The organism is Paenibacillus etheri, from assembly GCF_001012825.1.
Lineage (GTDB): Bacteria > Bacillota > Bacilli > Paenibacillales > Paenibacillaceae > Paenibacillus_AQ > Paenibacillus_AQ etheri.
The window spans coordinates 121,979-145,662 of the sequence record NZ_LCZJ02000065.1; the positions used below are offsets into that span (position 1 = coordinate 121,979).

25 protein-coding genes are annotated in these 23,684 nt (G+C 46.4%); 21 read left to right on the plus strand and 4 right to left on the minus strand.

Annotated features, from left to right (window positions below):
- Positions 1 to 30: 30 nt before the first annotated feature.
- On the plus strand, positions 31 to 3,117 hold the full coding sequence (locus UQ64_RS28190) for a DEAD/DEAH box helicase (RefSeq protein WP_060626760.1): 3,087 nt from the start codon (positions 31 to 33) through the stop codon (positions 3,115 to 3,117).
- A gap of 33 nt (positions 3,118 to 3,150) precedes the next feature.
- Positions 3,151 to 3,948 carry a hypothetical protein gene (locus UQ64_RS28195; protein ID WP_060626761.1) on the plus strand — a complete coding sequence of 266 codons (798 nt, stop codon included), beginning with the start codon at positions 3,151 to 3,153 and terminating at the stop codon, positions 3,946 to 3,948.
- A gap of 73 nt (positions 3,949 to 4,021) precedes the next feature.
- Here UQ64_RS28195 and UQ64_RS28200 read toward each other — a convergent pair whose 3' ends face one another.
- Positions 4,022 to 4,690, minus strand: a complete 669-nt coding sequence (locus UQ64_RS28200) for a GTP pyrophosphokinase (RefSeq protein ID WP_060626787.1) — start codon at positions 4,688 to 4,690, stop codon at positions 4,022 to 4,024.
- A gap of 305 nt (positions 4,691 to 4,995) precedes the next feature.
- Between UQ64_RS28200 and UQ64_RS28205 the strand changes: the two genes are divergently transcribed.
- Genes UQ64_RS28205 through UQ64_RS28220 form a run of 4 tightly spaced genes read left to right on the plus strand, consistent with a single transcriptional unit; the run spans position 4,996 to position 7,594 of the window.
- Positions 4,996 to 5,781, plus strand: a complete 786-nt coding sequence (locus tag UQ64_RS28205; protein ID WP_060626762.1) for a zinc ribbon domain-containing protein — start codon at positions 4,996 to 4,998, stop codon at positions 5,779 to 5,781.
- Positions 5,782 to 5,814: 33 nt separating this feature from the next.
- Positions 5,815 to 6,633 carry a TrmB family transcriptional regulator gene (locus UQ64_RS28210; protein WP_060626763.1) on the plus strand — a complete coding sequence of 273 codons (819 nt, stop codon included), beginning with the start codon at positions 5,815 to 5,817 and terminating at the stop codon, positions 6,631 to 6,633.
- Positions 6,634 to 6,655: 22 nt separating this feature from the next.
- Entirely contained in the window at positions 6,656 to 6,958 is a 303-nt protein-coding gene (locus tag UQ64_RS28215; protein ID WP_060626764.1) for a hypothetical protein, read from the plus strand.
- Between the two features lie 42 nt (positions 6,959 to 7,000).
- On the plus strand, positions 7,001 to 7,594 hold the full coding sequence (locus tag UQ64_RS28220) for a xanthine phosphoribosyltransferase (protein ID WP_042123794.1): 594 nt from the start codon (positions 7,001 to 7,003) through the stop codon (positions 7,592 to 7,594).
- 101 nt (positions 7,595 to 7,695) lie between these two features.
- Here UQ64_RS28220 and UQ64_RS28225 read toward each other — a convergent pair whose 3' ends face one another.
- The 3 genes from UQ64_RS28225 to UQ64_RS28235 form a co-directional block, all read right to left on the minus strand.
- Positions 7,696 to 8,652 (minus strand): diacylglycerol/lipid kinase family protein, encoded by a 957-nt coding sequence (locus UQ64_RS28225; protein ID WP_060626765.1) that lies wholly within the window; start codon positions 8,650 to 8,652, stop codon positions 7,696 to 7,698.
- A 111-nt stretch (positions 8,653 to 8,763) separates the two neighbouring features.
- Positions 8,764 to 9,102, minus strand: coding sequence for a DUF4870 domain-containing protein (locus UQ64_RS28230; RefSeq protein ID WP_060626766.1), 339 nt, complete (start codon positions 9,100 to 9,102; stop codon positions 8,764 to 8,766).
- Positions 9,103 to 9,194: 92 nt separating this feature from the next.
- The gene (locus UQ64_RS28235; RefSeq protein WP_060626767.1) at positions 9,195 to 10,211 is read right to left on the minus strand and encodes a serine hydrolase domain-containing protein; all 1,017 of its coding nucleotides are present in this window, start codon (positions 10,209 to 10,211) and stop codon (positions 9,195 to 9,197) included.
- A 469-nt stretch (positions 10,212 to 10,680) separates the two neighbouring features.
- Between UQ64_RS28235 and UQ64_RS28240 the strand changes: the two genes are divergently transcribed.
- From UQ64_RS28240 to UQ64_RS28300, 15 genes are all read left to right on the plus strand, one after another.
- Complete coding sequence (locus UQ64_RS28240; protein WP_042123803.1) at positions 10,681 to 10,869, plus strand: hypothetical protein; 189 nt, start codon at positions 10,681 to 10,683, stop codon at positions 10,867 to 10,869.
- A gap of 398 nt (positions 10,870 to 11,267) precedes the next feature.
- Complete coding sequence (coxB, locus tag UQ64_RS28245; protein ID WP_060626768.1) at positions 11,268 to 12,314, plus strand: cytochrome c oxidase subunit II; 1,047 nt, start codon at positions 11,268 to 11,270, stop codon at positions 12,312 to 12,314.
- A gap of 127 nt (positions 12,315 to 12,441) precedes the next feature.
- On the plus strand, positions 12,442 to 14,289 hold the full coding sequence (ctaD, locus tag UQ64_RS28250; protein ID WP_060626788.1) for a cytochrome c oxidase subunit I: 1,848 nt from the start codon (positions 12,442 to 12,444) through the stop codon (positions 14,287 to 14,289).
- The gene (locus UQ64_RS28255; RefSeq protein ID WP_060626769.1) at positions 14,286 to 14,912 is read left to right on the plus strand and encodes a cytochrome (ubi)quinol oxidase subunit III; all 627 of its coding nucleotides are present in this window, start codon (positions 14,286 to 14,288) and stop codon (positions 14,910 to 14,912) included. The genes ctaD and UQ64_RS28255 overlap by 4 nt, the downstream gene beginning before the upstream one ends.
- Before the next feature lie 5 nt (positions 14,913 to 14,917).
- Entirely contained in the window at positions 14,918 to 15,244 is a 327-nt protein-coding gene (locus UQ64_RS28260; RefSeq protein WP_060626770.1) for a cytochrome C oxidase subunit IV family protein, read from the plus strand.
- Between the two features lie 80 nt (positions 15,245 to 15,324).
- Positions 15,325 to 16,245, plus strand: a complete 921-nt coding sequence (gene ctaG / locus UQ64_RS28265; protein ID WP_060626771.1) for a cytochrome c oxidase assembly factor CtaG — start codon at positions 15,325 to 15,327, stop codon at positions 16,243 to 16,245.
- A 26-nt stretch (positions 16,246 to 16,271) separates the two neighbouring features.
- Positions 16,272 to 16,736 carry a DUF420 domain-containing protein gene (locus UQ64_RS28270; RefSeq protein WP_060626772.1) on the plus strand — a complete coding sequence of 155 codons (465 nt, stop codon included), beginning with the start codon at positions 16,272 to 16,274 and terminating at the stop codon, positions 16,734 to 16,736.
- Positions 16,737 to 17,697: 961 nt separating this feature from the next.
- Positions 17,698 to 18,426: a hypothetical protein gene (locus UQ64_RS28275; RefSeq protein WP_060626773.1), complete on the plus strand. Its 729-nt coding sequence runs from the start codon at positions 17,698 to 17,700 to the stop codon at positions 18,424 to 18,426.
- Between the two features lie 60 nt (positions 18,427 to 18,486).
- Complete coding sequence (locus UQ64_RS28280) at positions 18,487 to 18,882, plus strand: GntR family transcriptional regulator (protein ID WP_036676688.1); 396 nt, start codon at positions 18,487 to 18,489, stop codon at positions 18,880 to 18,882.
- A gap of 91 nt (positions 18,883 to 18,973) precedes the next feature.
- Positions 18,974 to 19,831 carry an ATP-binding cassette domain-containing protein gene (locus UQ64_RS28285; protein WP_425339630.1) on the plus strand — a complete coding sequence of 286 codons (858 nt, stop codon included), beginning with the start codon at positions 18,974 to 18,976 and terminating at the stop codon, positions 19,829 to 19,831.
- Between the two features lie 4 nt (positions 19,832 to 19,835).
- Entirely contained in the window at positions 19,836 to 20,738 is a 903-nt protein-coding gene (locus tag UQ64_RS28290; protein ID WP_060626775.1) for an ABC transporter ATP-binding protein, read from the plus strand.
- Complete coding sequence (locus tag UQ64_RS28295) at positions 20,731 to 22,020, plus strand: ABC transporter permease (RefSeq protein WP_060626776.1); 1,290 nt, start codon at positions 20,731 to 20,733, stop codon at positions 22,018 to 22,020. The genes UQ64_RS28290 and UQ64_RS28295 overlap by 8 nt, the downstream gene beginning before the upstream one ends.
- A 170-nt stretch (positions 22,021 to 22,190) precedes the next feature.
- A complete protein-coding gene (locus UQ64_RS33060) occupies positions 22,191 to 22,382 on the plus strand; it encodes a helix-turn-helix domain-containing protein (protein ID WP_082651359.1) in 192 nt (63 codons plus the stop codon).
- Positions 22,313 to 22,477 carry a hypothetical protein gene (locus UQ64_RS31440; RefSeq protein WP_167348534.1) on the plus strand — a complete coding sequence of 55 codons (165 nt, stop codon included), beginning with the start codon at positions 22,313 to 22,315 and terminating at the stop codon, positions 22,475 to 22,477. Before UQ64_RS33060 ends, UQ64_RS31440 begins: the two co-directional genes overlap by 70 nt.
- A 583-nt stretch (positions 22,478 to 23,060) precedes the next feature.
- Positions 23,061 to 23,384: a GNAT family N-acetyltransferase gene (locus UQ64_RS28300; protein WP_060626777.1), complete on the plus strand. Its 324-nt coding sequence runs from the start codon at positions 23,061 to 23,063 to the stop codon at positions 23,382 to 23,384.
- The last annotated feature ends 300 nt before the right edge of the window (positions 23,385 to 23,684 follow it).

Here is a 23,684-nt window from a genome sequence, read left to right on the forward strand (position 1 = left end):
TTTGCTTGCTTAAAAGACAGGAGATCACCGATGACTAAGCATCTTTATGCAATATGGTTGGGGGATGTGTTATTTTGCTTCTCTGGCGAAACTTCGGAGCCGAAGGTTGACGCTTGGACCCGAGTGGTGAAGCGTATGGAGCTGCAGGGAGGAGTTCGCCCTTTTGCGGGAGCTGCTCTGCGGCTCGCAGAAGTGAAATATCCGGCTCCTCCTGTAGAGGGGAAGCCAGCACGCCGTGGATTGCCCGGAAGAACATTCGAAGGGCTCGCCTTAGTCCCAAGCGATGCATTTGAACTGCTTCTGGCATGGGATGAGACGTTATGCCGAGATCAGGGAGTAGAGCCTGGCGGCGAATTGCGCTATTGGGCGGCGGCAGCTCGCTTTGCGCTGGAACTGATGGGTACAGGAGGAGTTACACCAGGAGCCTTGCCCCCACGCCCGGTAGGTTCACGTCGTCGTGGTGGTGAACAGGCGGCAACGGTCTGCTGGTCTCCGGCTTTTCGAAAGCAGGAGGATAAGGAGATCTTTCTGCAGCTGGCGGCGTCCATGCCGGTACTGGCCTTAGGGACGCATATCGCTGAGGCGGGGGATTTATCTTCGAGGGAAGAGGCTGGCGCCTATGTGCTTTACTCCTTTATGCAGGCAGTAATGACTGCAGAGATTAAGAAAGTGATTGCGGGTATTGAAAGTGAACTTACCCCTTACAAGGCCAATTATCGCCGGGGTTACTCCCCTTTAACTGAGCTGTGGTGGAATAGTCTTCTTACGGGTAGCCGGGATATACCCGTCCAGGGAACTCAAGCAGAGGTGACAGATCTTCTGGCTACCGTGAATGAGACAGCTGGAAGTGATGTGCCACAATCAGAGCCTGTAGAAGCGCGGAGTGGACAGCTGGGTCTTGGGCTACGTCTGGAGCCACCTGAAGATAATGATGAAATCTGGCGTTTAACCTTCTGGGCAGAGAACAAGGAAGAAGGGGAATTCTGGATTCCGGCAAACTCCATCTGGCGCAGTAAGGAACGAGAGTTTACGTTATGGGGGAAACGCTATCGCAATATACAGCAGCAGCTTCTTATTGCGCTGGGGCGAGCAGCAAGAATCTCACCAGATATTCAGCGCGCTCTTGATAAGCCTGCACCTACGGGAGCGGATTTGGAACCAGAGCGTCTTTATTTCTTCTTGAAGGAGACGGTGCAGCAGCTGCGTGAGCGGGGAATAACCGTGCAGATGCCATCGCGCTGGAGCCGTGAGGGACGCCGCCGGATTGGCATGAAGATGAAAATGCAGCCGAACGTGAGTGGAATTGATAGTCCTGCACCTGTGGCTCTTGGGATGGAAGAGCTGATTTCATTCCGCATTGAAGCTTCACTTGGGGAGAATACAATCAGCGAAGAAGAACTGAACGCATTAGTGGAGGCTGGCGTACCCTTTGTACGTTTTCGCGGGGAATGGATTGAAGTAGACCCTAAAGAAATTCGCCAGGTTCTTAGATATATGAAACGCCATGAAAATGGGGAAATGACAGCAGCCGATTGGATGCGGCTAGAGGCTGAGGATGGCGAAGAGCGGCTCTGGAAAGGGATGTCGGTCACGGGGATGGAAACATCCGGACTATTGTCATCGCTGATGCGAGGTGACATATTGCGTAATCTTCCAGTCCGATCTGTGCCTGAAGGTCTGCATGGAACTCTAAGACCTTATCAGGAGCGCGGTTATCAGTGGCTTTCAGTCCTTAGTGGCCTGGGCTTTGGAGTATGTCTGGCCGATGACATGGGTCTCGGTAAGACGGTGCAGGTCATTACCTGCCTGTTGGATCGGGCATTAAGTGCTCCGCCTGAAGAGAAGCAGGAGCCCGTGCTGATTCTATGCCCAACATCCCTTCTGGGGAACTGGCAGCGGGAATTACAGCGCTTTGCGCCTTCGCTCAAAGTTCACATTCATCATGGTGGACGCCGTGTGCGGGGGGACAGCTTTTTAGAACTGGCTGCCAGTCATGATATTGTATTGACGACCTACCACTTAGCGGGTCGTGACAGCGAAGATTTAGCGAATGTTCACTGGTCCACTGTGGTGCTGGATGAAGCTCAGTATATTAAGAATCATCGGACGAAACAGGCGCAAAGTGTGATGAAGCTATCAGCGCCGCATCGCATAGCTATGACAGGGACTCCGGTAGAGAACAGGCTAGGCGAGCTATGGTCTATTTTTCACTTTTTAAACCCGGGCTATTTAGGAACCTACCATTCCTTCCGGCAACGTTATGTGTCTGGTGAGGGTGGAGAACGTCTGCGGGAATTACATCGCTTGGTATCCCCATTCTTGTTACGGCGCCTGAAAAGTGATCCGGATATCTCTAAAGATTTACCGGAGAAGCTGGAGCTGAAGTCTTATTGTCCGCTGACGGAAACACAGGCAGCCCTGTATCAGGGTGTCGTGGATGAAATGCTTGGTGTGATCGGAGAGAGTAGTGGGATGGCTCGCAGAGGACTCGTACTGTCTTCTCTGACGAAATTGAAGCAGATTTGCAATCATCCTCAGCTATTCCGCAAAGAAGAAGGCCGGGGTCCACGAAGTGAGCATTCCGGTAAAATGGAGGTCATGTTCGAGATTCTGGACAGCATTGCGGAGGTCGGAGAATCTGTGTTGATTTTTACTCAATATGTAGCGATGGGTGAGCTCTTGGTTAGCAAGCTGACTAAGCGTTATGGAACAGCGCCGCTGTTCTTGCACGGCGGAATTCCAAAGCGGGAACGCGACGAGATGGTTCATGATTTTCAAGAGGGGAAGGGCCCATCCTTCTTCGTACTTTCTCTTAAAGCGGGTGGCGTAGGGCTGAACCTTACAAGGGCTAATCACGTGATCCATTACGACCGTTGGTGGAATCCGGCAGTTGAGAATCAGGCGACAGACCGGGCATTTCGAATTGGTCAGGACAAAAATGTTCAAGTCCATAAGCTGATTTGCCAAGGCACGTTGGAAGAGCGCATTGATGAATTGATTGAGCGTAAGAAAAATCTTTCCGAGCAAGTTGTTGGCTCTGGCGAAACATGGTTGACTGAGATGTCTAATCATGAGCTGAAGGAGCTTATTGAACTGCAGGATCAGGACTGGATGTAAGGATAGATATGAGTGTTACGGAGGGATCAAACAATGAGTGAACGGTTAGAGATGCGGTTGGAAGTTGTGCCAGGATTAGTAAAAGCAGCATGGACGGTGCTACCTGGGAAAGTGACGGGAGGGTCACGGTCAAAGGGTGAATCGAATGCCGGCGCTCCTGCTCAGGAACAACAAGCAGATCGACCTCTCTCTCTGAAGGTTCCGGTATGGCATGCTTCTCGAAGAAAAGAAATATTGCGAAGTCTAGCACTAAGTCCAGGGGAAGTATTTGCTCTGCTGCAAGGGCGTTTGACAGGTGAGCTGGCTGAACTTGAGCTTCTACCTACAGATAGAGAGCTGGAGCAAGCCCTTGGTGAGGGAGTGGAGCATAAGGCGGAGACTCTGAGGCTTATTAAAGAACGTCTTGCTGAAGAGCCACTGCTGGCGCTTTCGCTGAGAGGATTTACTAAAGGTGAGCTCTTGGACGGAATTTTTGCCCTTTGGGCTGAAGGGGATATATCTGGCGACGAAGCTGAAACAGAGGAAGAAGAAGTTTCGGTTAGTGATCTTTTTACGGAATTGGCTCGGCTTGAACGTAAGGGACCAGCCATTACCTCTGGGGAATGGTTGGCAGAAGCGGCTGCTGAAGGTTCGCTACATCAGCCTGGCCCACAATTCCATGAGATCGCGGCTAGACCGTTTCCTTCGCCGGTAATAGTAGCTGAGGTTACAGAAGACTGGGAAACGTTGCTGCCGCAGACACCCAAAGCCATTGAGGGATTAACTTTGATTATGCAGCGTGTTGCTGAATCAGCTGCGCGTCGGGCGAAGAAGGGTCTGATTAAGCAGTAAGTGGAAATACGAAAGAGGCTGTCTCAAAAGTAGTAAGTTCTACTCTTGAAACAGCCTCTTTTTTTCCCTAATGCTACCCAGCGGAAGGGGATTCCCCTTCTGAAAGCTCTAGAATTTCGCGGCGAAGACGCAGCATTTTTTGATCTAGTTCATCAGCGGCGCGCGCGGCTTCTTTCAATTCCTCGGCAACATGCGAAGGAAGTTGTTTATCGAATTTATAATACAGAATATGTTCCATGCTTGCCCAGAAGTCCATAGCGAGGGTGCGCAGCTGTATCTCAGCCTTGACCCAGCGTGTTCCTTCCAGCAGGACGAGTGGGATCCCCACAATAAGGTGAAGGCTTTGATATCCATTTGGTTTAGGATGAGCTATATAATCTTTAATCTCAAGCACGCGGATATCTTCGCGTGTACTAAGATGATCTACTAAACGGTATATATCTTTAACGAAGGCACAAACAATCCGCATCCCGGCAATATCGTGAATGTATTGTTCCATGTTCTCCAGGCTGAAACCGTAGCCTTTGCGCTCCATCTTTTGAAGAATACTCTTTGGTTCTTTGATCCGGCATTTGACATGTTCGATGGGACTGAAGCCGTCGCGGGATTGCCATTCCGTCTTGATCACATCGATTTTATTCTGAAGATCATTTAACGCGTGGCGATAGAGTGCTGGCAAAGCTTCGAACTCGTTTACCAGTTTAGCGAAATCCTCGTTGCTGTTACCTTGCCACTGTTGCAGATCCTTTACGTGTACCTGTAGCTGACTAAGCGTAAGCTGTGTGCTCTCATGTTCTTCCACTGAAACTCTCCCGATTTCGTTATTTGTGATAATTCTATTTTAACCGATGTAGAACCCTTGACGCAAAATAACATTCAAAATCAGGAAAAATAATCCATAAGTGTAAGAGTGAAGTGGTATAAATCAATTAGTATGGATTTTATAGGAACATTCTCCTCTAAATCGCGTATTAAAGCACATTAATGAATCTACTCGATACATTTGGTATGATATAAACACGTATCGCTGGAGAGGGAGGAACTGTAATGAGTTTTATCAAAAAAATTAAAGATAGCGCGAGCCGGGTTACCGAAAAAGCCCAAAACTCAGTAGAGATTGGCAAGCTGAACGGACTTATTTCCGATGTTGAGCAAGAGATGGAAGTTGAATTTACGAAAATGGGCAGACTTTTTTATGAAGGATATCGTTCAAAGGATATGTCGGTAGCTGAAGGTAAAATGGTGGAGCTGTCCCGTAACTGTTCCAAGCTTCAGGAAAAGATCGAAGTCCTGCGGACACGAATTGCTGAGCTGAAAAATGAGCGGTTATGTTCATGTGGTCATATTGTGGCGCTTGATGCAAACTTTTGTCCGAAATGCGGAAGTAAGCTGGAACAGCTGTCCACTTCAAGAAAGGTGCCTTCTACACCGGTATTCGTTCAATCTGTGAATGATGATGATGAAGAGGATCAATATTATGGCGCAGATGAGCTTACGGCTGAAGAGAAGGAACTTGCAATGAAGCTGCATCCGCAGAGTGTGGTATATACAGAGGTTCAGCATCCGGATGATGAGCTGCCACTCGAAGAATATAAGGCGAGTGAACGAGATATTGAGCGGGAACGTAAACAAGCCGAGCAGCTCGAACGTGAAAGAAAAAGACAACTTGAACTGGATCGTCGCTTCGGTGAATGGCACAAGAATGAGCATCAAGAGGAATCTGCGGTCACTGAGGACAATGGTGTACGAGATATGATCCAGTGCCAAATCTGTCGGAATGAATTGCCCAAGGGCTCCTTATGGTGTCCGCGATGTGGGTCAGAGCAAATATAGTACGGATTTCAGTCAGCTTAGGGGGACAACAAGATGGAACAGCTGCTGCTGCACCTGAGGAATTTGGGCTTCACGGAGATGGAGTCCAAAATTATGGTAGAGCTTGCGACTAAAGGTCAGGCTTCTGGCTATGAGGTTGCCAAACAGCTCGGAGTTTCAAGATCGAATGTGTATGCGGCGCTACAACGCCTTACGCAGCAGGGATATGTACGATGTGGCGAAGGAGAACCTGCGCGGTACAGTGTTCTTAATCCAGAAGAGCTCGCGACTATGATTTCGGGACGGGTTCAGGCTTCGCTGGCCTATATGGAAAGTGAGATGCCTCGCGGTGGACCTGTTAGCCCTTCGTTTTATAATGTGGAAGGTGACCGCAATGTATTGGGCGCTCTTATTCGCCAACTTAATATGGCTGAGCAAGAGATCGTAGTGGATATGTGGCGTGAGGAAGCGTCACTTCTGCGGAGTGAACTTGAACAGGCGGAGTTGCGAGGCGTTAGACTCTTATGGGCGTTTGACGGTGGCAATGCTGCTCCTGCCGCCTATCCGGTATGGCCGCCTCTCGGAGGAGATTCTCAGCGAACAGATGGACGGAAGTTCTCATTCGTGATCGATCGGAGCTGGTGTATGCTCGGGATGCGTTATGAAGATGGATCAGCGCAAGCGGTTGTAACCGAGCACCCAGTGTTAGTAGATCTGCTATTAAATCATTTTTCGCAGGAAATGGTGCTGTTCGAGCTGGAGCAGGATATCGGCGCAGAATTAGAAGAGCGTTATGGTCAACGTTACAGCAAAATTCACAGCAAATATGTGATGTATGATCAAGACGATGATGAGGAAGAACAGGCGCAGTAGCTATTACAGGGAGGTGAAAAGCATGGAATGTATCGTACATTTTGAAGTGGTGCATGAGGATGGTCCTAAGAAATTGCGTGGACTGCTGTTTCTGGATAAGGGAGCAAGTCCCGGAGAAGCAGAGCTAGTTGAAATGTTCAAGGACATGAAATTTAATGTGAGATTAGAAGACCGTGAGAAGTTGATCTTTAAGCCGGTAAATCCGGGTGATTTCTTGGAGATTCGAATTACGGGTTATGATAACGGGCAAGAAAAAAGCAAAGAGGACCATAATTTAAAATCTATCGTAGGAAATTTATTGCCACAGAAACCGACAGGTCTATAAAGTGGGGAGAAAGGATTCATTGATGGGAGAAGGAGGAGCACAATGGAGCTGTTGAGACAAAAAGTGTTAAAAGAAGGTATTGTACTCGGGCAAGGCGTGCTCAAAGTGGATTCTTTTCTGAATCATCAGATGGACCCCTTTCTAATGCGTGAGGTTGGCCGTGAGTTTACCCGCCGTTTTTCCGGCGAAGAGATTACGAAGGTACTGACGATTGAGTCTTCGGGAATTGCTCCGGGGATTATGACGGCATTAGAGCTGGAGGTTCCGCTGATTTTTGCCCGTAAGCAGAAATCGTTGACGCTGACAGAGGATATTTATGTAGAAAAGGTTTACTCCTTCACGAAGAAAGAAACGAATGAAATTACTGTTTCCAAGAAGTTCATTGCTCCGGGTGAGCGGGTTCTGATTGTCGATGATTTCTTGGCGAATGGCGAAGCCGCCTTCGGACTTGCTCGCATTGTTGAGCAGGCAGGGGGTAGTGTAGTTGGGATTGGTATTGTGATCGAAAAAGCGTTCCAGCCGGGGAATCGGCTACTTCAGGAAGCGGGTTACCGTGTAGAATCACTCGTGCGGATCGCTTCACTGGAGGACGGAAGAATCTCTTTCGTGGAAGAAGAGGAAGGGCTGCTTAGCTAAGACTCTTTAGTGTAGATTCAGAATGAGTTAACATTAAAACAGCAAGAGACAGGTTTATTAGCCTGTCTCTTGCTGTTTTTTTTGTGATGCACGGGTATGGTTTACCCGTTGCCGCCGCATGCCGCTGCAGGATCGGCGTGGCGCTGCGCGCTAACCGCCGCCAGCGGCGAGAGCACCCGCAGCGCCCCTGGCTCGCAGCGCACGGCAAGCGGCCCTTTGCCGAAGCTCTCGCCATCGCCGATCGCCGGCCGGGCCTCTGCGAAGTTGACGGCGATGCTACGTCCACGCAGCATCGACACGAAGGGCAACGCTACATGCTTGCCCTTCAGTACCGTTGGGAACAGCCGCAGCAGTTGCCCGCGGCTGCACCCATGCACGACGCAGACGTCGAGCTGGCCGTCATCGGCCTTCGCCTGCGGGCAGATCAAGAGCCCGCCGCCGTAGCTGGGCAGGTTGCAGACCGAGACCAGCCATGCCTTCTCAAAGACATGCTCCGTGCCGTCGCAGGCAACGCTCACCCGGCATGGCTTAAACGTCATCAGCGTATGCAATATGCCGATGATATAAGCCAGTTGGCCTGCGCCAATGGCATTGCACAGCCGTTTGTAACGGCTGGCATTCACATTCTCGGCCACCTGAGCATCAAAGCCGTTGGCAACGGCTGTTAAAGTCAGCCCGTTTGCGCCTGAGAGCAAATCGGTTTCGATATACCGTTCGCTAAGTGCAGCTTCCAGCGCGGCTTCAGTCGAAAGCGGAATACCGAAGCCGCGTGCGGAGTCATTACCGGAGCCAGCAGGGATGATTGCCATGGGAATATCTTTGCCGCGAAGGGCACCCAAAATGCTGTGGAGCGTGCCATCGCCACCGATGACAATCGCGGCTTTCCAGTCCTCACGGTGTATAAGTGTATTTAGAACAAGGGCTTCTGCACCCTCTGCGCTATGCGTAAACAAGGTCATATATGGCAGCATCCGCTCTTTCATGAGCGCCTCTACAGTATGCCAGGTCCTCCCGCCTGCGCCCCCTCCGGAACGTGGGTTTATGATGAATAGATACATTTAAATTCCTCCAGCCTGTAGAATTCCGTTGATGCCCGTCTTTCCATTGTAAGGAGTGGATGGGTAAAAGGGAATACTTTTCAGCGATAAGAGGTGTTAGTTCAGCGGTGTTTATAGATGCCGAATCTGACTTTCTGCGATATCCCCAACCCAAGGAAGCTTATACCATCTGCTGCTTAAAGCCTGATAGATCATAAGTAGCCATATAGCAAAGCTGCAAAGAGAAAGGATTGCACTCAACAGGGAACCGAGAAAAGGGATAAATCCGGTTAGAACATGGAGAATCATCAGCACGCCGAACGTAAGCAATGATTGCAGAGCATGGAACAGCACGAAGCGGTTGCGTTTCTCCAGAGCGAGAAAGACCACGCCGCCAATAAAAGGGAAAAAATAGCACAGCGCGCCCGCAATATTATCGGGCAATCCGGTGGATGATTTGAATGGGGACAAAGGGCTCACTCTCCTTCTACTTGGAGAAGAAGGGGGTTGGTTCGCTATTCCTTCTTCCTTAAAAGCCTATGACTTGTCAGGAAAAAGTATGTTTAGCTCATTGTGGGTATAATATACTTTTCCAGCAGCTTGCGGGGGCTCTTCCAATTGTTTGTCTTACTCTCTGCTGTAAAGACCACAACCGCATCTAACTTGGGTAGGAGAAGGATTTGCTGTCCGCCATGACCGTGGGCAAGCTTGTAGGGTTGGCCGCTCATCGTACCCATCCAGAACTGATATCCGTAATCTCCAAAAGCCGGATATCCCGTAGTCTGTGCGGTCAGTGCTTCTTGCAGCCAATGCTTCGGAATGATCTGCTGGTTCGCAAATACACCGTTATTAAGCAGACAGATACCGAATTTAGCCATATCTCTTGAGTTCAAGTACAGACCAATATGTCCCATACTGTGTCCTTCGGGACTCTGTAACCAAGCGGTATGAGCTATTTGGAGGGGGCTAAATAAATGCTCAGCAGCATAGGTGAATGCATCGAGACCTGTAGATTCACTAAGGATCATCGAAATCAGATGGGAGTCGATACTGCGGTACTGAAATTGACCGATGTGCTCCGGGATAATGTTCATACTAAGGGCAAAGGATCCCCAGCGGCGACTGCGGTGTAGGTTCCGGACGAAAGGTTCACCTAGCTTCTTGCCCGTGATCCAGCTAAATCCGGAAGTCATGGTAAGCAGATGACGGAGAGTGATTTTTGATAAATGAGGGGAGTGCAGGTATGGAACATATTTACGAAGTATTTTGGAAACTGAGACATCGATATTATGGATATCTCCCCGATCGATAGCGATTCCGGTAATTGCGCTGATAAAGCTTTTAGTCGCAGATCGAAGATCATTTAATGTCCCGGCATGATAGTTGCCGTAATAACGTTCGAAGATGAGCTTGCCATGGCGAGCAATAAGCATACTATGCATCTTTGGATATTCTTTCTGAATAGCAATATGAGCTTGTTCAAGCCCCTCCAGGCGCGTTGCAGTTTCCTCGGGTAGCGCGGTAGTCATCGCGGGAACTACGTTATAAGATGAAGTCAGTAATGGTGTAGGTTGGCCCATAAAGATCTCCTTTTCTTGCTGTAGTAAGTGATGAGTGTGGCCTGCTGTAGTACATATTGTATTTTAACCCGACACGAGCAATATGACTTACGGAGATCACTATAAAAAATAAAATTTTTCCAATTAGCACATTTTACAAGGAAAGGTGGAAGTTGGACCGGAATATGATACAATATAACGATAAGGCCCGAAAGGGGTGATTCAGTAAGTGGCTCTTCGGGTAATAAAAGTGTCAAGGAGCTTTCGTTCAACAGGCGTCCTTACTCTCAGCCCAAATCACGACGAACCTGCTTCACCGGCGAACCAGTATCTCAAGGCTTTGAAGCTTTGAATTTTACGTTTTGGCGGATAATGCAAGCCACGTATGTGTAATGGTTACTTCACTTGCATTCGAGGTTACGGCGTACTTTTCATCATGCATTCTCTACAACGGAGCATTCATTTTCAATGTTTTGGGAGGGAACTGATCATGGCAAGTAAAGGTCATAACGAAGTCAAGGAAAGTTTACGGGAAATGACACGCATTTTCCGTCCCAAAGATCCCAAGAAATTCGTAAAGGAGTACGTCCGAAAATATCGGATTACCGGAGGCTATGAAGAAGAACTGACCATGGTCGTGGAGCACGAGCTGGTAAAGATGAATTCATCCGTCTCCTAGCTAACAGATACGAATGTCACTTACATTTGACATCATTTTGAGTAATAACATCCACGAGGATTCTTATAAACCGTGCCCGAGCAGCGTTTGTTGCAGGAATCGGTTTTTTTTGTATGTACATTTATGAATAAGAAATATTATCCCTCATAAAATAGTCAAATGAATTAATAGACACATTTCACAATGAATGCGCTTTAATGATCATTTTTTATTTGGTTGCGTTTTCAAAAAAAGCGCATAAATGCAGGTGGGACAAGGAATTATTATGTCGAAAATTACAATGTGAACTAGTTGTGAACGATTGACAAAACTTTCCCTTAAACTTATATTAATAGTGATTGTTATAATTGACAGAAAAAAACAGGAACCTACGAAATCGGGAAAAGCGGGGTAGATCAATGATGAAAACGTGGCAGGCTGTAAAGCGACTCCTTCCCATGACCGCTATGTTTGGTCTCTTTCTTGCCGGGTGCGGCCGTGAGGACTTGTCAGTGCTCAGACCACAGGGACCTCAGGCGGAACTGTCTTACGGATTAATGGAGCTGTCGATCAGTATTATGATCGTCGTGTTACTGATTGTCTTTACGATTGCAGCTTATGTACTGATCCGTTTCCGTCGAAAGCCGGGTCAGAATGAAATCCCTGAGCAGGTTGAGGGTAGCATCAAGCTTGAGATTCTCTGGACGGTCATTCCGCTTATCCTCGTAGTGGTACTGGCGGTTCCAACGGTGAAAGCAGTGTTCGCCGCAGGAGATGATCATGCCAATGACAAGGATGCGATTAAGGTTAAAGTAACCGGCCACCAATATTGGTGGGAGTTTGAGTATACCGATTACAAGGTGACTACAGCGCAGGATCTGATTATTCCAGTAGGCAAGGATATTGCCTTTGAACTGGAAACTAAAGACGTGCTGCACTCCTTCTGGGTCCCTTCCCTTTCCGGTAAAATCGACACCAATCCAGCCGGTACGATTAACCGCTTCAGCTTTAGTGCACCTAATGAAGGCGTTTACCGCGGAAAATGTGCGGAGTTATGCGGACCGTCTCATGGATTCATGGAATTCAAGGTGAAATCGGTTAGTGAACAAGATTTCCAGAAGTGGATAGATTCGATGAAAGCACCTGTAGCTGTGCTGCCGGAGGATCCTGCTTTAGCTGAGAAGTTCAAAGCGGCGTGCCTGACTTGCCACGCTGTAGGTGATCAAGGGATTAATAATGCGCCGAACTTGACCGGAATTGGTTCTCGGGAGTCGATTGCAGGGATCCTGCTCAATGATGACACGAGGGAAGATGGTGCGCCAATTGAGGAGAATCTCAAAACTTGGCTTCATGATCCACAATCCGTAAAACCGGGCAATCTGATGCCTAACCCCAAAGATCTAGGCCTAAGTGATGCGGAAATTGACGGCATTGCTGAGTATCTGGCCAACTATAAGCTGGACTAATGCCTTAGCCTAAAGGCGGGCGGAACTTTCGAAAAAGGGGGGACGAACTTTGGCTCAAGCAGCGCATACCTTGAATTCATCCAAGCCTCTGGGGCATGGCCACAGTGTGAAGCGCCATACAGGACTTATGGATTGGCTAACAACCGTCGATCATAAAAAAATCGCAATTTTGTACCTATGGGCCGGAGGATTATTTTTTGGGATCGGCGGAATTGAAGCACTTTTGATTCGCTGGCAGCTCATCAAACCAATGAATGACTTTTTGGATGCCCAAACGTTTAATGAACTTATTACCATGCACGGTACGACGATGATATTCCTCGGCGTCATGCCAATCATCTTCGCCTTAATGAATGCCGTCATACCACTACAGATCGGTGCACGTGACGTAGCCTTTCCTTTTCTAAATGCACTTGGCTTCTGGACCTTCCTGTTCGGCGGGATTCTATTGAATCTCAGCTGGGTAATGGGTGGCGCTCCTGATGCCGGATGGACCGCCTACACCCCACTATCTACGAGTACATACAGCACTACACACGGTGTAGACTTTTATACGATTGGTCTTCAAATTGCCGGATTAGGTACCCTCATCGGGGGGATTAACTTTCTAGCCACGATCATTACGATGCGCGCGCCGGGAATGACCTACATGCGGATGCCGATGTTTGCTTGGACTACATTTATTACTTCCGCAATTATTTTGTTTGCATTTCCAGCAGTTACAGTAGGTTTAGTACTGCTGACATTCGACCGGATTCTTGGAGCTAATTTCTTCGAGGTTGGGGCTGGGGGTAATCCGGTGCTCTGGCAACATATCTTCTGGATATTTGGTCATCCGGAAGTATATATCCTCATTCTGCCTGCCTTCGGAATTATATCGGAGGTCATCCCGACTTTTTCACGGAAGAGACTGTTCGGGTATAGCTCAATGGTGTTTGCTACCATCCTGATTGCCTTCCTGGGCTTCATGGTTTGGGCTCACCATATGTTCACTACTGGACTTGGGCCGGTAGCTAACGCGTTGTTCTCTGTATCGACGATGTTGATTGCGGTTCCGACTGGAATCAAGATTTTTAACTGGTTGTTCACGATGTGGGGCGGGCAAGTGCGTTTCACGACGCCAAACCTGTTCGCGGCAGGATTCATTCCTACCTTTACGATGGGTGGCGTCACTGGCGTCATGCTGGCTTCTGCGCCTGCTGACTTTCAGTTCCATGATACGTATTTTGTTGTAGCGCATTTTCACTACGTTATTGTGGGCGGCTTGGTGCTTGGCCTGTTTGCAGGTCTGCATTACTGGTGGCCGAAGATGTTTGGCCGGATGCTAAGTGAAAAGCTGGGCAAATGGACCTTCTGGACGTTTATCATCGGATTCCATTTGACATTCTTTGTACAGCATTTCCTTGGACTCATGGGGATGCAACGTCGGGTATTCACGTATCTGCCGAATCAGCAATTCGATTTGCTGAATTTAGTCAGTACAATCGGTGCTGGATTGATGAGTGTGGGTACGATTATATTCTTGATCAACATCTATCTAACTTCAAGAAAGCCAGCGGATGCAGCTAATGATCCATGGGAGGATGGACGTACACTAGAATGGACGATTCCTTCACCACCACCAGAATATAACTTCAAGCAAACCCCACTTATCCGTGGTATTGATGCATTCTGGAAAGAAAAGATGGCAGGAAATAAAGGCATGACTCCGGCAGAACCGGTCGGCTCGATCCATATGCCGTCTGCAACTATATTGCCGTTTACTATGTCTGTTGGGATTTTCATCGCTGGACTTGGCTTCATGTTTAGTCGGGATGACTTCGGCAACGCCTTTATGAGCTTTATGTTTAATTATTATATTGTTACAGCCATCGGTCTTATCATCACGTTTGGATCTATGCTGTTGCGTTCGCTGTATGATGATCATGGATGGCATATTGAACCTGAAGAGCTGGAAGGAAGTGAGCGGACATGACAACGGCACATGCAGAAGCTTCTAAGGAAGAATTTCCTCACGAGCCGGAAAAAGCTACGCTCGAAGGACGAAACAAGGTTCTTGCCTTTTGGTTGTTTCTAGGTGGGGAAGCAGTATTGTTCGGCACGTTGTTCGCTACTTTTCTCGCATTGCGTAATCAGACGAATGAGGGGCCATCGGCGAATGAACTGTTTCACCTGCCGCTTGTAGCTGCTGCAACATTCATTCTTTTGGTAAGCAGTCTGACGAGTGTGTTCGCTATCCAGGCGATGCATAGAAACCGTCCGGCTGTGCTTCGTAACTGGCTTTTGGTAACTGTAGTCTTAGGGCTTGGTTTCCTGATTCTGGAGATCTATGAGTTTACTCAATATGTGAGACACGAAGACTTCGGAATGACTACAAGTGCATTTAGTTCGGCATTCTATACATTAGTAGGGTTCCACGGTGCACACGTAGCTTTCGGGATTGCATGGATCTCCATCCTGATTGGGCAACTTATGCGAAAAGGATTAACCGTAGTTACTGCACCGAAAGTGTATGTGTCAGCCATGTACTGGCATTTTATTGATGTGGTATGGGTCTTCATCTTTACGGTTGTATACCTACTTGGAAAGGTGGGCTAGACACTATGACGACAGATCAGCATGTGCCGGAGAACGATGGGTATAAGCATCGTCATCGGCATGAAGGGCCACAGAGGCATATTGTTGTCTTTATACTGTCCATTGTCTTGACCTTAATTGCTTTCGCCGCTGTTGCGGCTGGAGGCGTGAATGCCACCTTTGCGGTTATTCTACTACTGGTGATGGCAGTCATTCAGGTCATTGTGCAGATGGGCTTCTGGATGCACCTGAAAGATAAAGGAAATCTAATACCGATTATTTTCATGCTGGGTGGTTTTTTTACCGCCGGTACCTGTATTGTTATGTCACTGTATTGGGTTTGGTGGAATTAACGGACTATAAAGAAAGAGGCGGGCTGCGATGCCCCCTCTTTTTGGTGTTTCAATAGATCCTTCGCTAGGAGGTTAGGGTTATGCTGGGATTACAATACTTTAGCTTTGCTGAATTATGGAGCCCGCTTTTTCTGGCGGTTATGCTGCTGCTGACGGCGGGTTATTTCGTTTGGATTGGTCCGATTGCTGGACGTTATGCCGATTCAGTTCCGGTTCCGTTCTGGCGAAGAGCACTATTTGTGTGCGGAATGCTTGCGCTATATCTGGCACAAGGCGGTCCTGTTAGTCTATTAGGACATATGATGTTTTCCTTCCACATGGTTAGTATGGCCTTGTCATACCTAGTGGCGGTGCCGCTGATTATGCTGGGGATTCCAGATTTTATCTGGCGCAAAATATTGAAAGTAAATCCATTTCGCCGGCTGTCTTTTTTAGCCCGACCGGTGGTAGCTGCTCTAATGTTTAATGGACTATTTTCCTTGTACCATATTCCTGTTATTCATGATTATGTGATGCTGCATTTTACCGTTCACCGAATCTACTATATTGTTTTATTCCTAACAGCTGCCTTAATGTGGTGGACATTGATAAATCCGCTACCGGAGCGCCGAATGGCGAGTGGACTGGGCAAGATTGGGTTTATTTTTCTAAACATGGTATTGCTGACACCAGCATGCGGACTAATTATTTTTGCAGATCAACCGCTCTATGCTACTTACAGTGATCCGGAGACTTGGGCACTTGCCATGGGCTATTGTATCTCGGGTGATCCTTCTGCCTTACTTCAGAATTTTGGGGGTCCTGCGTTCTTTGAATTGCTGTCACCAAAAGTGGATCAGCAGGTGGGAGGCATCGCGATGAAGTTCATTCAGGAATTTATTTTTGCCTCTATGCTTGCTTATGTGTTCTATCATTGGTATAAAAAAGAGAACGGACAAGAGGTCGATGAATTATCGACGCCATCCTCAGTACTCGAGGAGAGCACCTTGACCCGTGCATAACTGGTAGACTGCCAAGGGGGAGAATCATGGATATTTTCACACTGTTTCCAACCATTAGTACTTCATTCATCGCGCTCAGCGCGGTACTCGTAGCTATTGGCTGGTGGCTCATCATTAAGGGCAAACGCGAAGCGCACAAGAAGACGATGATTGCTGCCGCTATCGCTGCGATCCTGTTTTTTATTGTTTACGTGTCCAGAACGTTATTCGTGGGAAATACCTCATGGGGCGGTCCGGATGAACTGAAGACCATTTATCAAGTGTTTCTAATCTTCCATATCGTGCTGGCAACGGTAGCTGCGGTATTCGGACTTACTACGTTAACTCTTGGATTTAAGGCGAAGTACTCCAAACACCGTAAGTGGGGCAGAGTGACATCTATAATCTGGTTCATTACTGCGATTACCGGTGTTATGGTGTATGTGTTGCTTTATGTTCTGTATCCAGGTGGACACACCAAGCCGGTGTGGGAAGTTATTTTAGGTGCTTAAGTTAGCTGCGTGGATAGAGCATGTGAATTCGTGTGAGTAGCATATGAAAAGAGTATGTGAAAATGCAAATAACATGTGAATTGAATTTGTGAGAATAGTAATGAAATAAGTCTGTGCATCTGCAATTTCCTTAATAGGGATAGTGGATGACAGGCTTTATTTTTTTCTGGAGTTTGGGGACTGAAACTAGACTGTGGAATAAATATTTTAGGGTTCTAAGTGCGGCTTGAAGGGGGATAGTGCTGAAAAGAAAAATGGAGAGGGAAATACTCAAAAGTGGTCCATCCGCTTAAATTATAGGGAAAACCTCCCTGAAAAAGATAGGTTTTGAGCACGAAAAGGCGATAATTAGGGAATTTTTCCCTGTAATTGAACGGTTTTAGCCATAACGAAGGAGATTAGCCGGATTTATAGGGATAAATTCCCTATAATCATTGATTTCTAGCTAAATTCAATAAATTATAGGGAGATTTTCCCTATATATTGATTCTACCAACAGTTGGTCATACCGCAGCTTTTAGCCCAGAGCGTAAATCCGCCTCACACCCGCATCAGCGACAACACTCACCCAGAGCCAACACCCGTCCAGCAGCAACACACGCCCAGCAACTACACCCATAAGTGCCCAGCACCCACGCCCTACAATCTACTGCTCATTAGCGAAGCAACTATAAAAATCGCCTCACTCCGCAACCTTTGTACACATACAACCTCTCCACAAGCACTACTTAATCCTCTGATTAGTTAATCCCAATAATGATCAGCATCCCATGCGTGCAAAGTCTTCTCCAAAGGGCGGGAAGCGCATGCTTCTAATCCCCTTGAATATTTTCCGTTTACAGGATTGACAATGGTAAATTAAGGACATATACTGTGTATATAGATATATACAGTAAGCACAGAGATATGAACATCTGCTTCCGCAAGACGCTGAAGACATTGTAAAGCGAGGTTAGCATTAATGAGAACATTAAAAGATTCATGGTTTATGTTGCGCTCTGATTTTCGCGGAGACAAATTAAAGATATTAGGGACCCTCGTAATAACAGTTATTTTCATGAGTTATCTTGGTGGAATGACTAGCCTGGTAGCAAATGACGTACTAGGTGAGCAGGATCGGACGATGGTAGCGGATTTTTTACTCCTTTCGCTAATGCCATTAATCGGTTTCTCCTTCTCCCGTCGTTCTATGAAATATTGGAGTGAAGACTCATACACGAGAATGCTGGCTTACTTACGATCTTTACCGATTCCCATCACTGTGGTATTAACTCGAAGAAAGTTTCAGGCGATAGGCTCCTTTGCTCTAAATGGTTTGTTGTTTTTCGGTATTGTTTACTTGGTCGGTGAGAATTTCCGAAAGGAATTGACGTTACCCTCGTATATTGCATTTGCCATTACCTGGATCGGCGTAGGGCTCATTGTTACAGGACTATATATTTTCATTGAATATCTATTTAGCGGTAAAGCTTACCTAGCACTAACCGTGCTAATCGTAGTGGCATCTTGGGGAATATCATTCCTAGTTACACTTGGGGGAGGCAATTTGTTTTTATATAGTATCTCCTATTCCAAGGAGTGGGGGCTTTTATCTCCGATCATGTGGGGGTCACTTCTGCTGGGGACAATATCTGTGCAGTTATTCTCTAAATGGACTATCCATCGACTGAAGAGTCGCGATCTCGTATAAAAAATCGGAATGGCAAGGACTGCGCTCTAGCACGCTAGAGTGGAAGGCGAGGTGTAAATAATGTGGATACCGGTACAAATCAACGAAAATAGTGCAGAGCCCCTCTATCATCAAATAGAGACTCAGCTTAGATCATTAATCATTAGCGGAGTCATTACAGAAGGTACGCTGCTGCCCTCGATTCGTGAGTTCGCAGGAGATCTGAAATGCAGTGTAATTACCGTGCGGCGCGTATATCAGGATCTGGAGAACGAAGGTTTGCTGCGAACGAGACAAGGAACAGGTACCTTTGTATCCCATGTAGGTGACGGAGCAATGGAAGAATACAAACGGGAAACGGTTGGCAAAGCACTTGAAAGTGCAGTGGATATCGGCCGATCGGTACATTGCAGCAAGGATGAACTTGAACAGATTTTTATGGAGATTGTAGAACGTAAGTATAGAGAAAAGGATTGAGAGGGGGGCGCTTACTCATATGGTACAGATGGCTATAGAATTGCGGAATGTACTTAAACGGCGGCGAAACAAGACGATAGGACCGCTGACTATGAATCTGCCTAAAGGATATATTACAGCCCTGGTAGGTCAGAATGGATCTGGCAAAAGCACGCTACTGAATCTACTGATGCAGCTGACCAATCCAGAGGAAGGCGAGATATATTGGTTTGAGAACAGGTATGATAGCGGGTTGCCTCTGGAGCTGCGGCAGACCATTGCCTATGTTCCTGAGACGTCAATTACTGAGGAGAACCACTGGAATGCAGAAGAGGCAGCTCAATTTCGACAGCATTGGTATCCGAACTGGGATGAGTCGTATTTTCAGGATCTAATGGATCGCTTTGAGGTTCCATATCATATGAGGCTTTCTAAGATGTCTAAGGGTGAACGTCGGAAATTCGAAATTGCGGCAGCACTTGCGTCACACCCAAGTCTGTTGTTACTAGATGAGCCATCTTCTGGCCTTGATCCATTTGCCTGGAAGATTATGATCGAGACACTTCTTAAATATATGGATGAGAACAATGCTACGATCATCATCTCCACACACATTGTGGAAGAGTTGCGGCGGTTGGCAGATTATATCGTGCTTATGCATAGAGGCGAACTGCTGGGTATGGCGGAGAAAGACAGTTTATTCGGTACTTGGACCGAGGTGTGGGTACAGGTTACAGATGAAGAGGAGCTTGCTGAGTTATCAGCGGAATTACCGGGAGGTATAAACTTTACCATGGAAACACCGGGTGTAGCTTCTTTTATCATAGAACAATTTTCTAAGAACGAGAAACGCATTCAGGACTTGGGCGTAAAGGTTACCAAGAGTCGCAGTTTAGAACTGGACGAAATATTAGGTTTATGGACACAGGGACATCGTCCTATCCTGATTGATCACAAGAGAGGGGACTAGAGAAATGGAAGCCTTAAAGCTGGAAAGTGTAATGAAGCAATATGGAGAAAAGACCGCTGTAAACGGAATTAACCTAACGGTTAGCAAGGGGGAAATATACGGATTACTGGGGGCAAATGGTGCAGGAAAAACAACCACAATGCGCATGGTGCTTGGCCTAATTTACCCTGATGGTGGGAATATTTTGTATAATGGAAAGCCGTATAACAGCGAACTTCAGCAAATCATGGGCTATCTACCCGAAGAAAGAGGATTGTACCCGAAGGTAAAGGTAAGCGATCAAATTGTCTACTTGGCGCGTCTGCGCGGGATGTCAGCTAGTGATGCAGATAAGAGCCTTCGCTATTGGCTTGATCGGTTTGAGGTTCCGGACTATTACAATAAGAAGATTGAAGAGCTCTCCAAAGGGAATCAGCAGAAAATGGGCTTTATCGCCGCAGTCGTTCATAAGCCGCAAATTCTCATCCTAGATGAAGCCTTCAGTGGTTTGGACCCTGTTAACGTGGAACTACTGAAAGATACGGTAAAAGAATTGCGTGAGCAAGGAACGAGTATCTTATTCTCTACTCACCGGATGGAGCATGTTGAAGAGCTTTGCCGTAATATTACGATTTTGGATCGTTCCAATACCGTCGTGCAGGGCGATATTCGAACGATTAAGAATGGGTATCCTCGTGAACAAGTATTGTTGCGTACGGAGAACGAAGTGACCGGATTAGAATCGATTACAGGTGTAACAGCAGTGCAGCGACAGGAGCGAGGTTATCTGTTGTCTATCAGTGAGATCGGCGCAGCACAGCGTATATTACAGCAGGCGATGGCGCAGGGTGAAGTGGAGCATTTTGAAATTAAGGAACCAACGTTAAATCAAATCTTTATCAGAGCGGTGGGTGAATCTCATGAATAAGATGGGGACAATTATTGGCTTTACCTTTAAAAATAAAGTAAGAACGAAATCATTCATGATTACTACGTTAATTCTAGTGTTGTTGCTCAGTATTGGGATGAATCTCCCATACATCATCGATCAGTTTAAGGGCGATTCTGCAACAAGCACAGAGACTCAAATTGCTGTAATCGCTGAGGAAGGAAATCAGGCTGCAGAGTTGTTGAAGGCATATACTTCACCTGAAGGAATGCCGCAGGCAAAAGTTGTGCAATACACTTCTGCCGATGATGCTGAGCTAAAGAAAGCATTAAATGAAGAGACTGTAGAGGGGTATGTTACTTTTGCAGAACCTACTGGCGAAGGATTTCCACCCGTTACTTACCATAGTAAAGATGGTGAATTGAACGGCGATGTACAAATCTATCTCCAAAACACCCTTCAGCAGGCCAATACACAGTTCATCGTTGGCGACAAGCTGACGCAGGAGCAGATTGCTGCTATGTCAACACCGGTGCAGATAGCTACTCAGCAGCTCAATGCTGATGGAACTGCGGGAGATAAAGATGCGTCTCAGGAATCCACTCCGGCGATTAATTACGTCATTGTATACGCCATGCTTATGCTGTTCTTCATGTCTATCATGATGACCGGTAATATGATCGCAGCTGAGATTACTTCGGAGAAGAGCTCACGGATCATGGAGATTCTGATTACAAGTGCGTCGCCTTTAGCGCAAATGTTCGGTAAAGTTATCGGTGTCTTCTTGGTAGGATTATTACAAATTGGCGTCATTATCGCAGCGGTTGTCGTCAATCTTAAGCTTCCGCATAATGCAACGATTTTGAAAGATTTAGACCTAGATTTAGGCCAGCTTAATATTAACTTATTACTTTATGGGATTGTTCTTTATATACTAGGTTATTTCCTCTATGCCTTGATGTATGCAGCTGTAGGTTCGATTGTCAGCCGTACAGAGGATCTTGGCCAAGCAGTTATGCCAATTATGATGTTAGGCTTCGTAGCATTCTATGTTCCACTATTCAGTATGTCCAATGCGGATACTCTGCTGGTTAAGGTAGCGAGCTATGTACCGTTCACCTCTCCATTGACCATGTTGCTCCGAATTGGTGTAGGTGAAGTAGCGATCTGGCAAGTCATTGTGTCATTGGCCATCCTGCTTGTTACCACCTTTATCTTTGGATGGTTGGCTGCTAAGATCTATCGCACGGGCGTATTGATGTACGGTAAACGTCCTAGTATTAAAGAGATCAGAAAAGCGATGAAGGCTTATAAGATCTAAGATTTATCATAGAAACTACAACGAAAATCCAGAAGAACGTTAATTAATCAGGGGATTTGGGTGGTTGTTGCTTTAAATTTCAAGTATTCGGAAAGTGACTTTTCATAAGGTTGGAGATCCCAACACTTAATATAGATTAGCACTTTCCGAATCGGAAATTTGGGCGAATTATGAATAAACTTGGAGATAACATTAGGTTATTAAGAAGACGGATAGGGTTAACCCAAATTGGTTTTTCCAAGCAAATTGGCATCTCACAAGGTACTTTGAGCGATATTGAACAAGGTCAGCGATGCTGTACTTGGCTTCTTTCTCATCAATTATCGCCAGCCAAATCATCCAGTCAAACGGAAGCAATCTAATGGATTTCTCGCAAGGGATGCTAACGGGGATCGGAATTGCGGGGATGTTGCTGACTATCGTAACCATTGGAAGATATAATAAGCGGAGTCAATAGTACGAACTTATAACAGGTAAAATAAGCTCATCCGATGCTGGCTGGGCTTTTTTAGTACTTATTATCAAAAGTATTACTCGGTTGATCGTCATTGTGAGATAACTTGTTGTATCGACTATTATATCACAGTTGCAGTGGAAGAAAGTATTGATAACTGTATAAACATGTAAACTGTAGTTCGAGATTTCTGACTATGAGGAGTAGAAAAAGATCTCTAGTTCGCAGTCTTTGGCTTACGTTAACTTTGTGGATCAGTAATACATTAAGTTCCTGCCGTCATAACGGGCAGTTTAATGGGATTTCAAGGTCATTAAGGAAGGTAAATATCTAGTGATAACTAATATAGTAATAAACCTTGTATGAGATGGAGATGCACTATGTGCGCCGAGAAGTTCATCACGCTGCTGTCGGTGGTGATGTTTTCGTATAATCCTTTTTTACCATGTTAGTTCATACCAAGTGTTGTATTGTTATGTTATCAATAGGAGGAGAGTTGAACACTGTTTTGATAACGGAAAGCAATTAGTAAAAGAATAAACAAATGGTATCCAGCGGATGGCTACCTTTAAGAAAGGAAGTATCTGTGCAAATAGAATCGATTATTTATAGCAATAAGTTGTGGCAAATCGTTATTGAGTATGCGCAGGAATGTTCTTGGAGAGCAGGAACCACTTTAGCGAAACAAATGAAAGAGTGCCATTTTTCAGACTGGGAAAGAGTTTTTGTGGCACTTGATGGTGATCACATTGCTGGTTATTGCGCTTTAGCAAAAACTGACTGCATACCTGATATTCCCTATACACCTTATATAGGGTTTGTTTTTGTGGGAGAGCAGTACAGAGGCAATCGATTAAGCGAAAAGTTGATTTTATCTGCCTCGGCATACGCGAAAGGGACTGGGTTTTGATAAAGTATACCTTGTCAGTGACCATGTTAATTTGTACGAAAAATATGGCTTCGTGAAGATAGATGAGAAAGAAGCACCTTGGGGAGCAATGGAGACCATCTTTATGCAACTAACGTAACGTGCTGCCATCAGCAAAGGATGGCTCTAAACCTTGCCGTTACAGACAGCGTATCGAACTGTATCAGAAAGTAAACCAGGGCACTAAGCTATACCAGCTAATAGCTTGTCAACATTACCAGTAAAGTGATTTTAAATCATGTGGTATAGTTAAAATGAGCATGCCAAAAAAACCTTCAATTT

What these genes read in the sequence shown, in the direction of transcription:
- UQ64_RS28190 (WP_060626760.1), top strand. Translation starts at nt 31, where the DNA reads ATGACTAAGCATCTTTATGCAATATGGTTGGGGGATGTGTTATTTTGC.
- UQ64_RS28195 (WP_060626761.1), top strand. Translation starts at nt 3,151, where the DNA reads ATGAGTGAACGGTTAGAGATGCGGTTGGAAGTTGTGCCAGGATTAGTA.
- UQ64_RS28205 (WP_060626762.1), top strand. Translation starts at nt 4,996, where the DNA reads ATGAGTTTTATCAAAAAAATTAAAGATAGCGCGAGCCGGGTTACCGAA.
- UQ64_RS28210 (WP_060626763.1), top strand. Translation starts at nt 5,815, where the DNA reads ATGGAACAGCTGCTGCTGCACCTGAGGAATTTGGGCTTCACGGAGATG.
- UQ64_RS28215 (WP_060626764.1), top strand. Translation starts at nt 6,656, where the DNA reads ATGGAATGTATCGTACATTTTGAAGTGGTGCATGAGGATGGTCCTAAG.
- UQ64_RS28220 (WP_042123794.1), top strand. Translation starts at nt 7,001, where the DNA reads ATGGAGCTGTTGAGACAAAAAGTGTTAAAAGAAGGTATTGTACTCGGG.
- UQ64_RS28225 (WP_060626765.1), bottom strand. Translation starts at nt 8,652, where the DNA reads ATGTATCTATTCATCATAAACCCACGTTCCGGAGGGGGCGCAGGCGGG.
- UQ64_RS28235 (WP_060626767.1), bottom strand. Translation starts at nt 10,211, where the DNA reads ATGGGCCAACCTACACCATTACTGACTTCATCTTATAACGTAGTTCCC.
- UQ64_RS28240 (WP_042123803.1), top strand. Translation starts at nt 10,681, where the DNA reads ATGGCAAGTAAAGGTCATAACGAAGTCAAGGAAAGTTTACGGGAAATG.
- coxB (WP_060626768.1), top strand. Translation starts at nt 11,268, where the DNA reads ATGATGAAAACGTGGCAGGCTGTAAAGCGACTCCTTCCCATGACCGCT.
- ctaD (WP_060626788.1), top strand. Translation starts at nt 12,442, where the DNA reads ATGGATTGGCTAACAACCGTCGATCATAAAAAAATCGCAATTTTGTAC.
- UQ64_RS28255 (WP_060626769.1), top strand. Translation starts at nt 14,286, where the DNA reads ATGACAACGGCACATGCAGAAGCTTCTAAGGAAGAATTTCCTCACGAG.
- UQ64_RS28260 (WP_060626770.1), top strand. Translation starts at nt 14,918, where the DNA reads ATGACGACAGATCAGCATGTGCCGGAGAACGATGGGTATAAGCATCGT.
- ctaG (WP_060626771.1), top strand. Translation starts at nt 15,325, where the DNA reads ATGCTGGGATTACAATACTTTAGCTTTGCTGAATTATGGAGCCCGCTT.
- UQ64_RS28270 (WP_060626772.1), top strand. Translation starts at nt 16,272, where the DNA reads ATGGATATTTTCACACTGTTTCCAACCATTAGTACTTCATTCATCGCG.
- UQ64_RS28275 (WP_060626773.1), top strand. Translation starts at nt 17,698, where the DNA reads ATGAGAACATTAAAAGATTCATGGTTTATGTTGCGCTCTGATTTTCGC.
- UQ64_RS28280 (WP_036676688.1), top strand. Translation starts at nt 18,487, where the DNA reads ATGTGGATACCGGTACAAATCAACGAAAATAGTGCAGAGCCCCTCTAT.
- UQ64_RS28285 (WP_425339630.1), top strand. Translation starts at nt 18,974, where the DNA reads ATGAATCTGCCTAAAGGATATATTACAGCCCTGGTAGGTCAGAATGGA.
- UQ64_RS28290 (WP_060626775.1), top strand. Translation starts at nt 19,836, where the DNA reads ATGGAAGCCTTAAAGCTGGAAAGTGTAATGAAGCAATATGGAGAAAAG.
- UQ64_RS28295 (WP_060626776.1), top strand. Translation starts at nt 20,731, where the DNA reads ATGAATAAGATGGGGACAATTATTGGCTTTACCTTTAAAAATAAAGTA.
- UQ64_RS33060 (WP_082651359.1), top strand. Translation starts at nt 22,191, where the DNA reads ATGAATAAACTTGGAGATAACATTAGGTTATTAAGAAGACGGATAGGG.
- UQ64_RS31440 (WP_167348534.1), top strand. Translation starts at nt 22,313, where the DNA reads ATGCTGTACTTGGCTTCTTTCTCATCAATTATCGCCAGCCAAATCATC.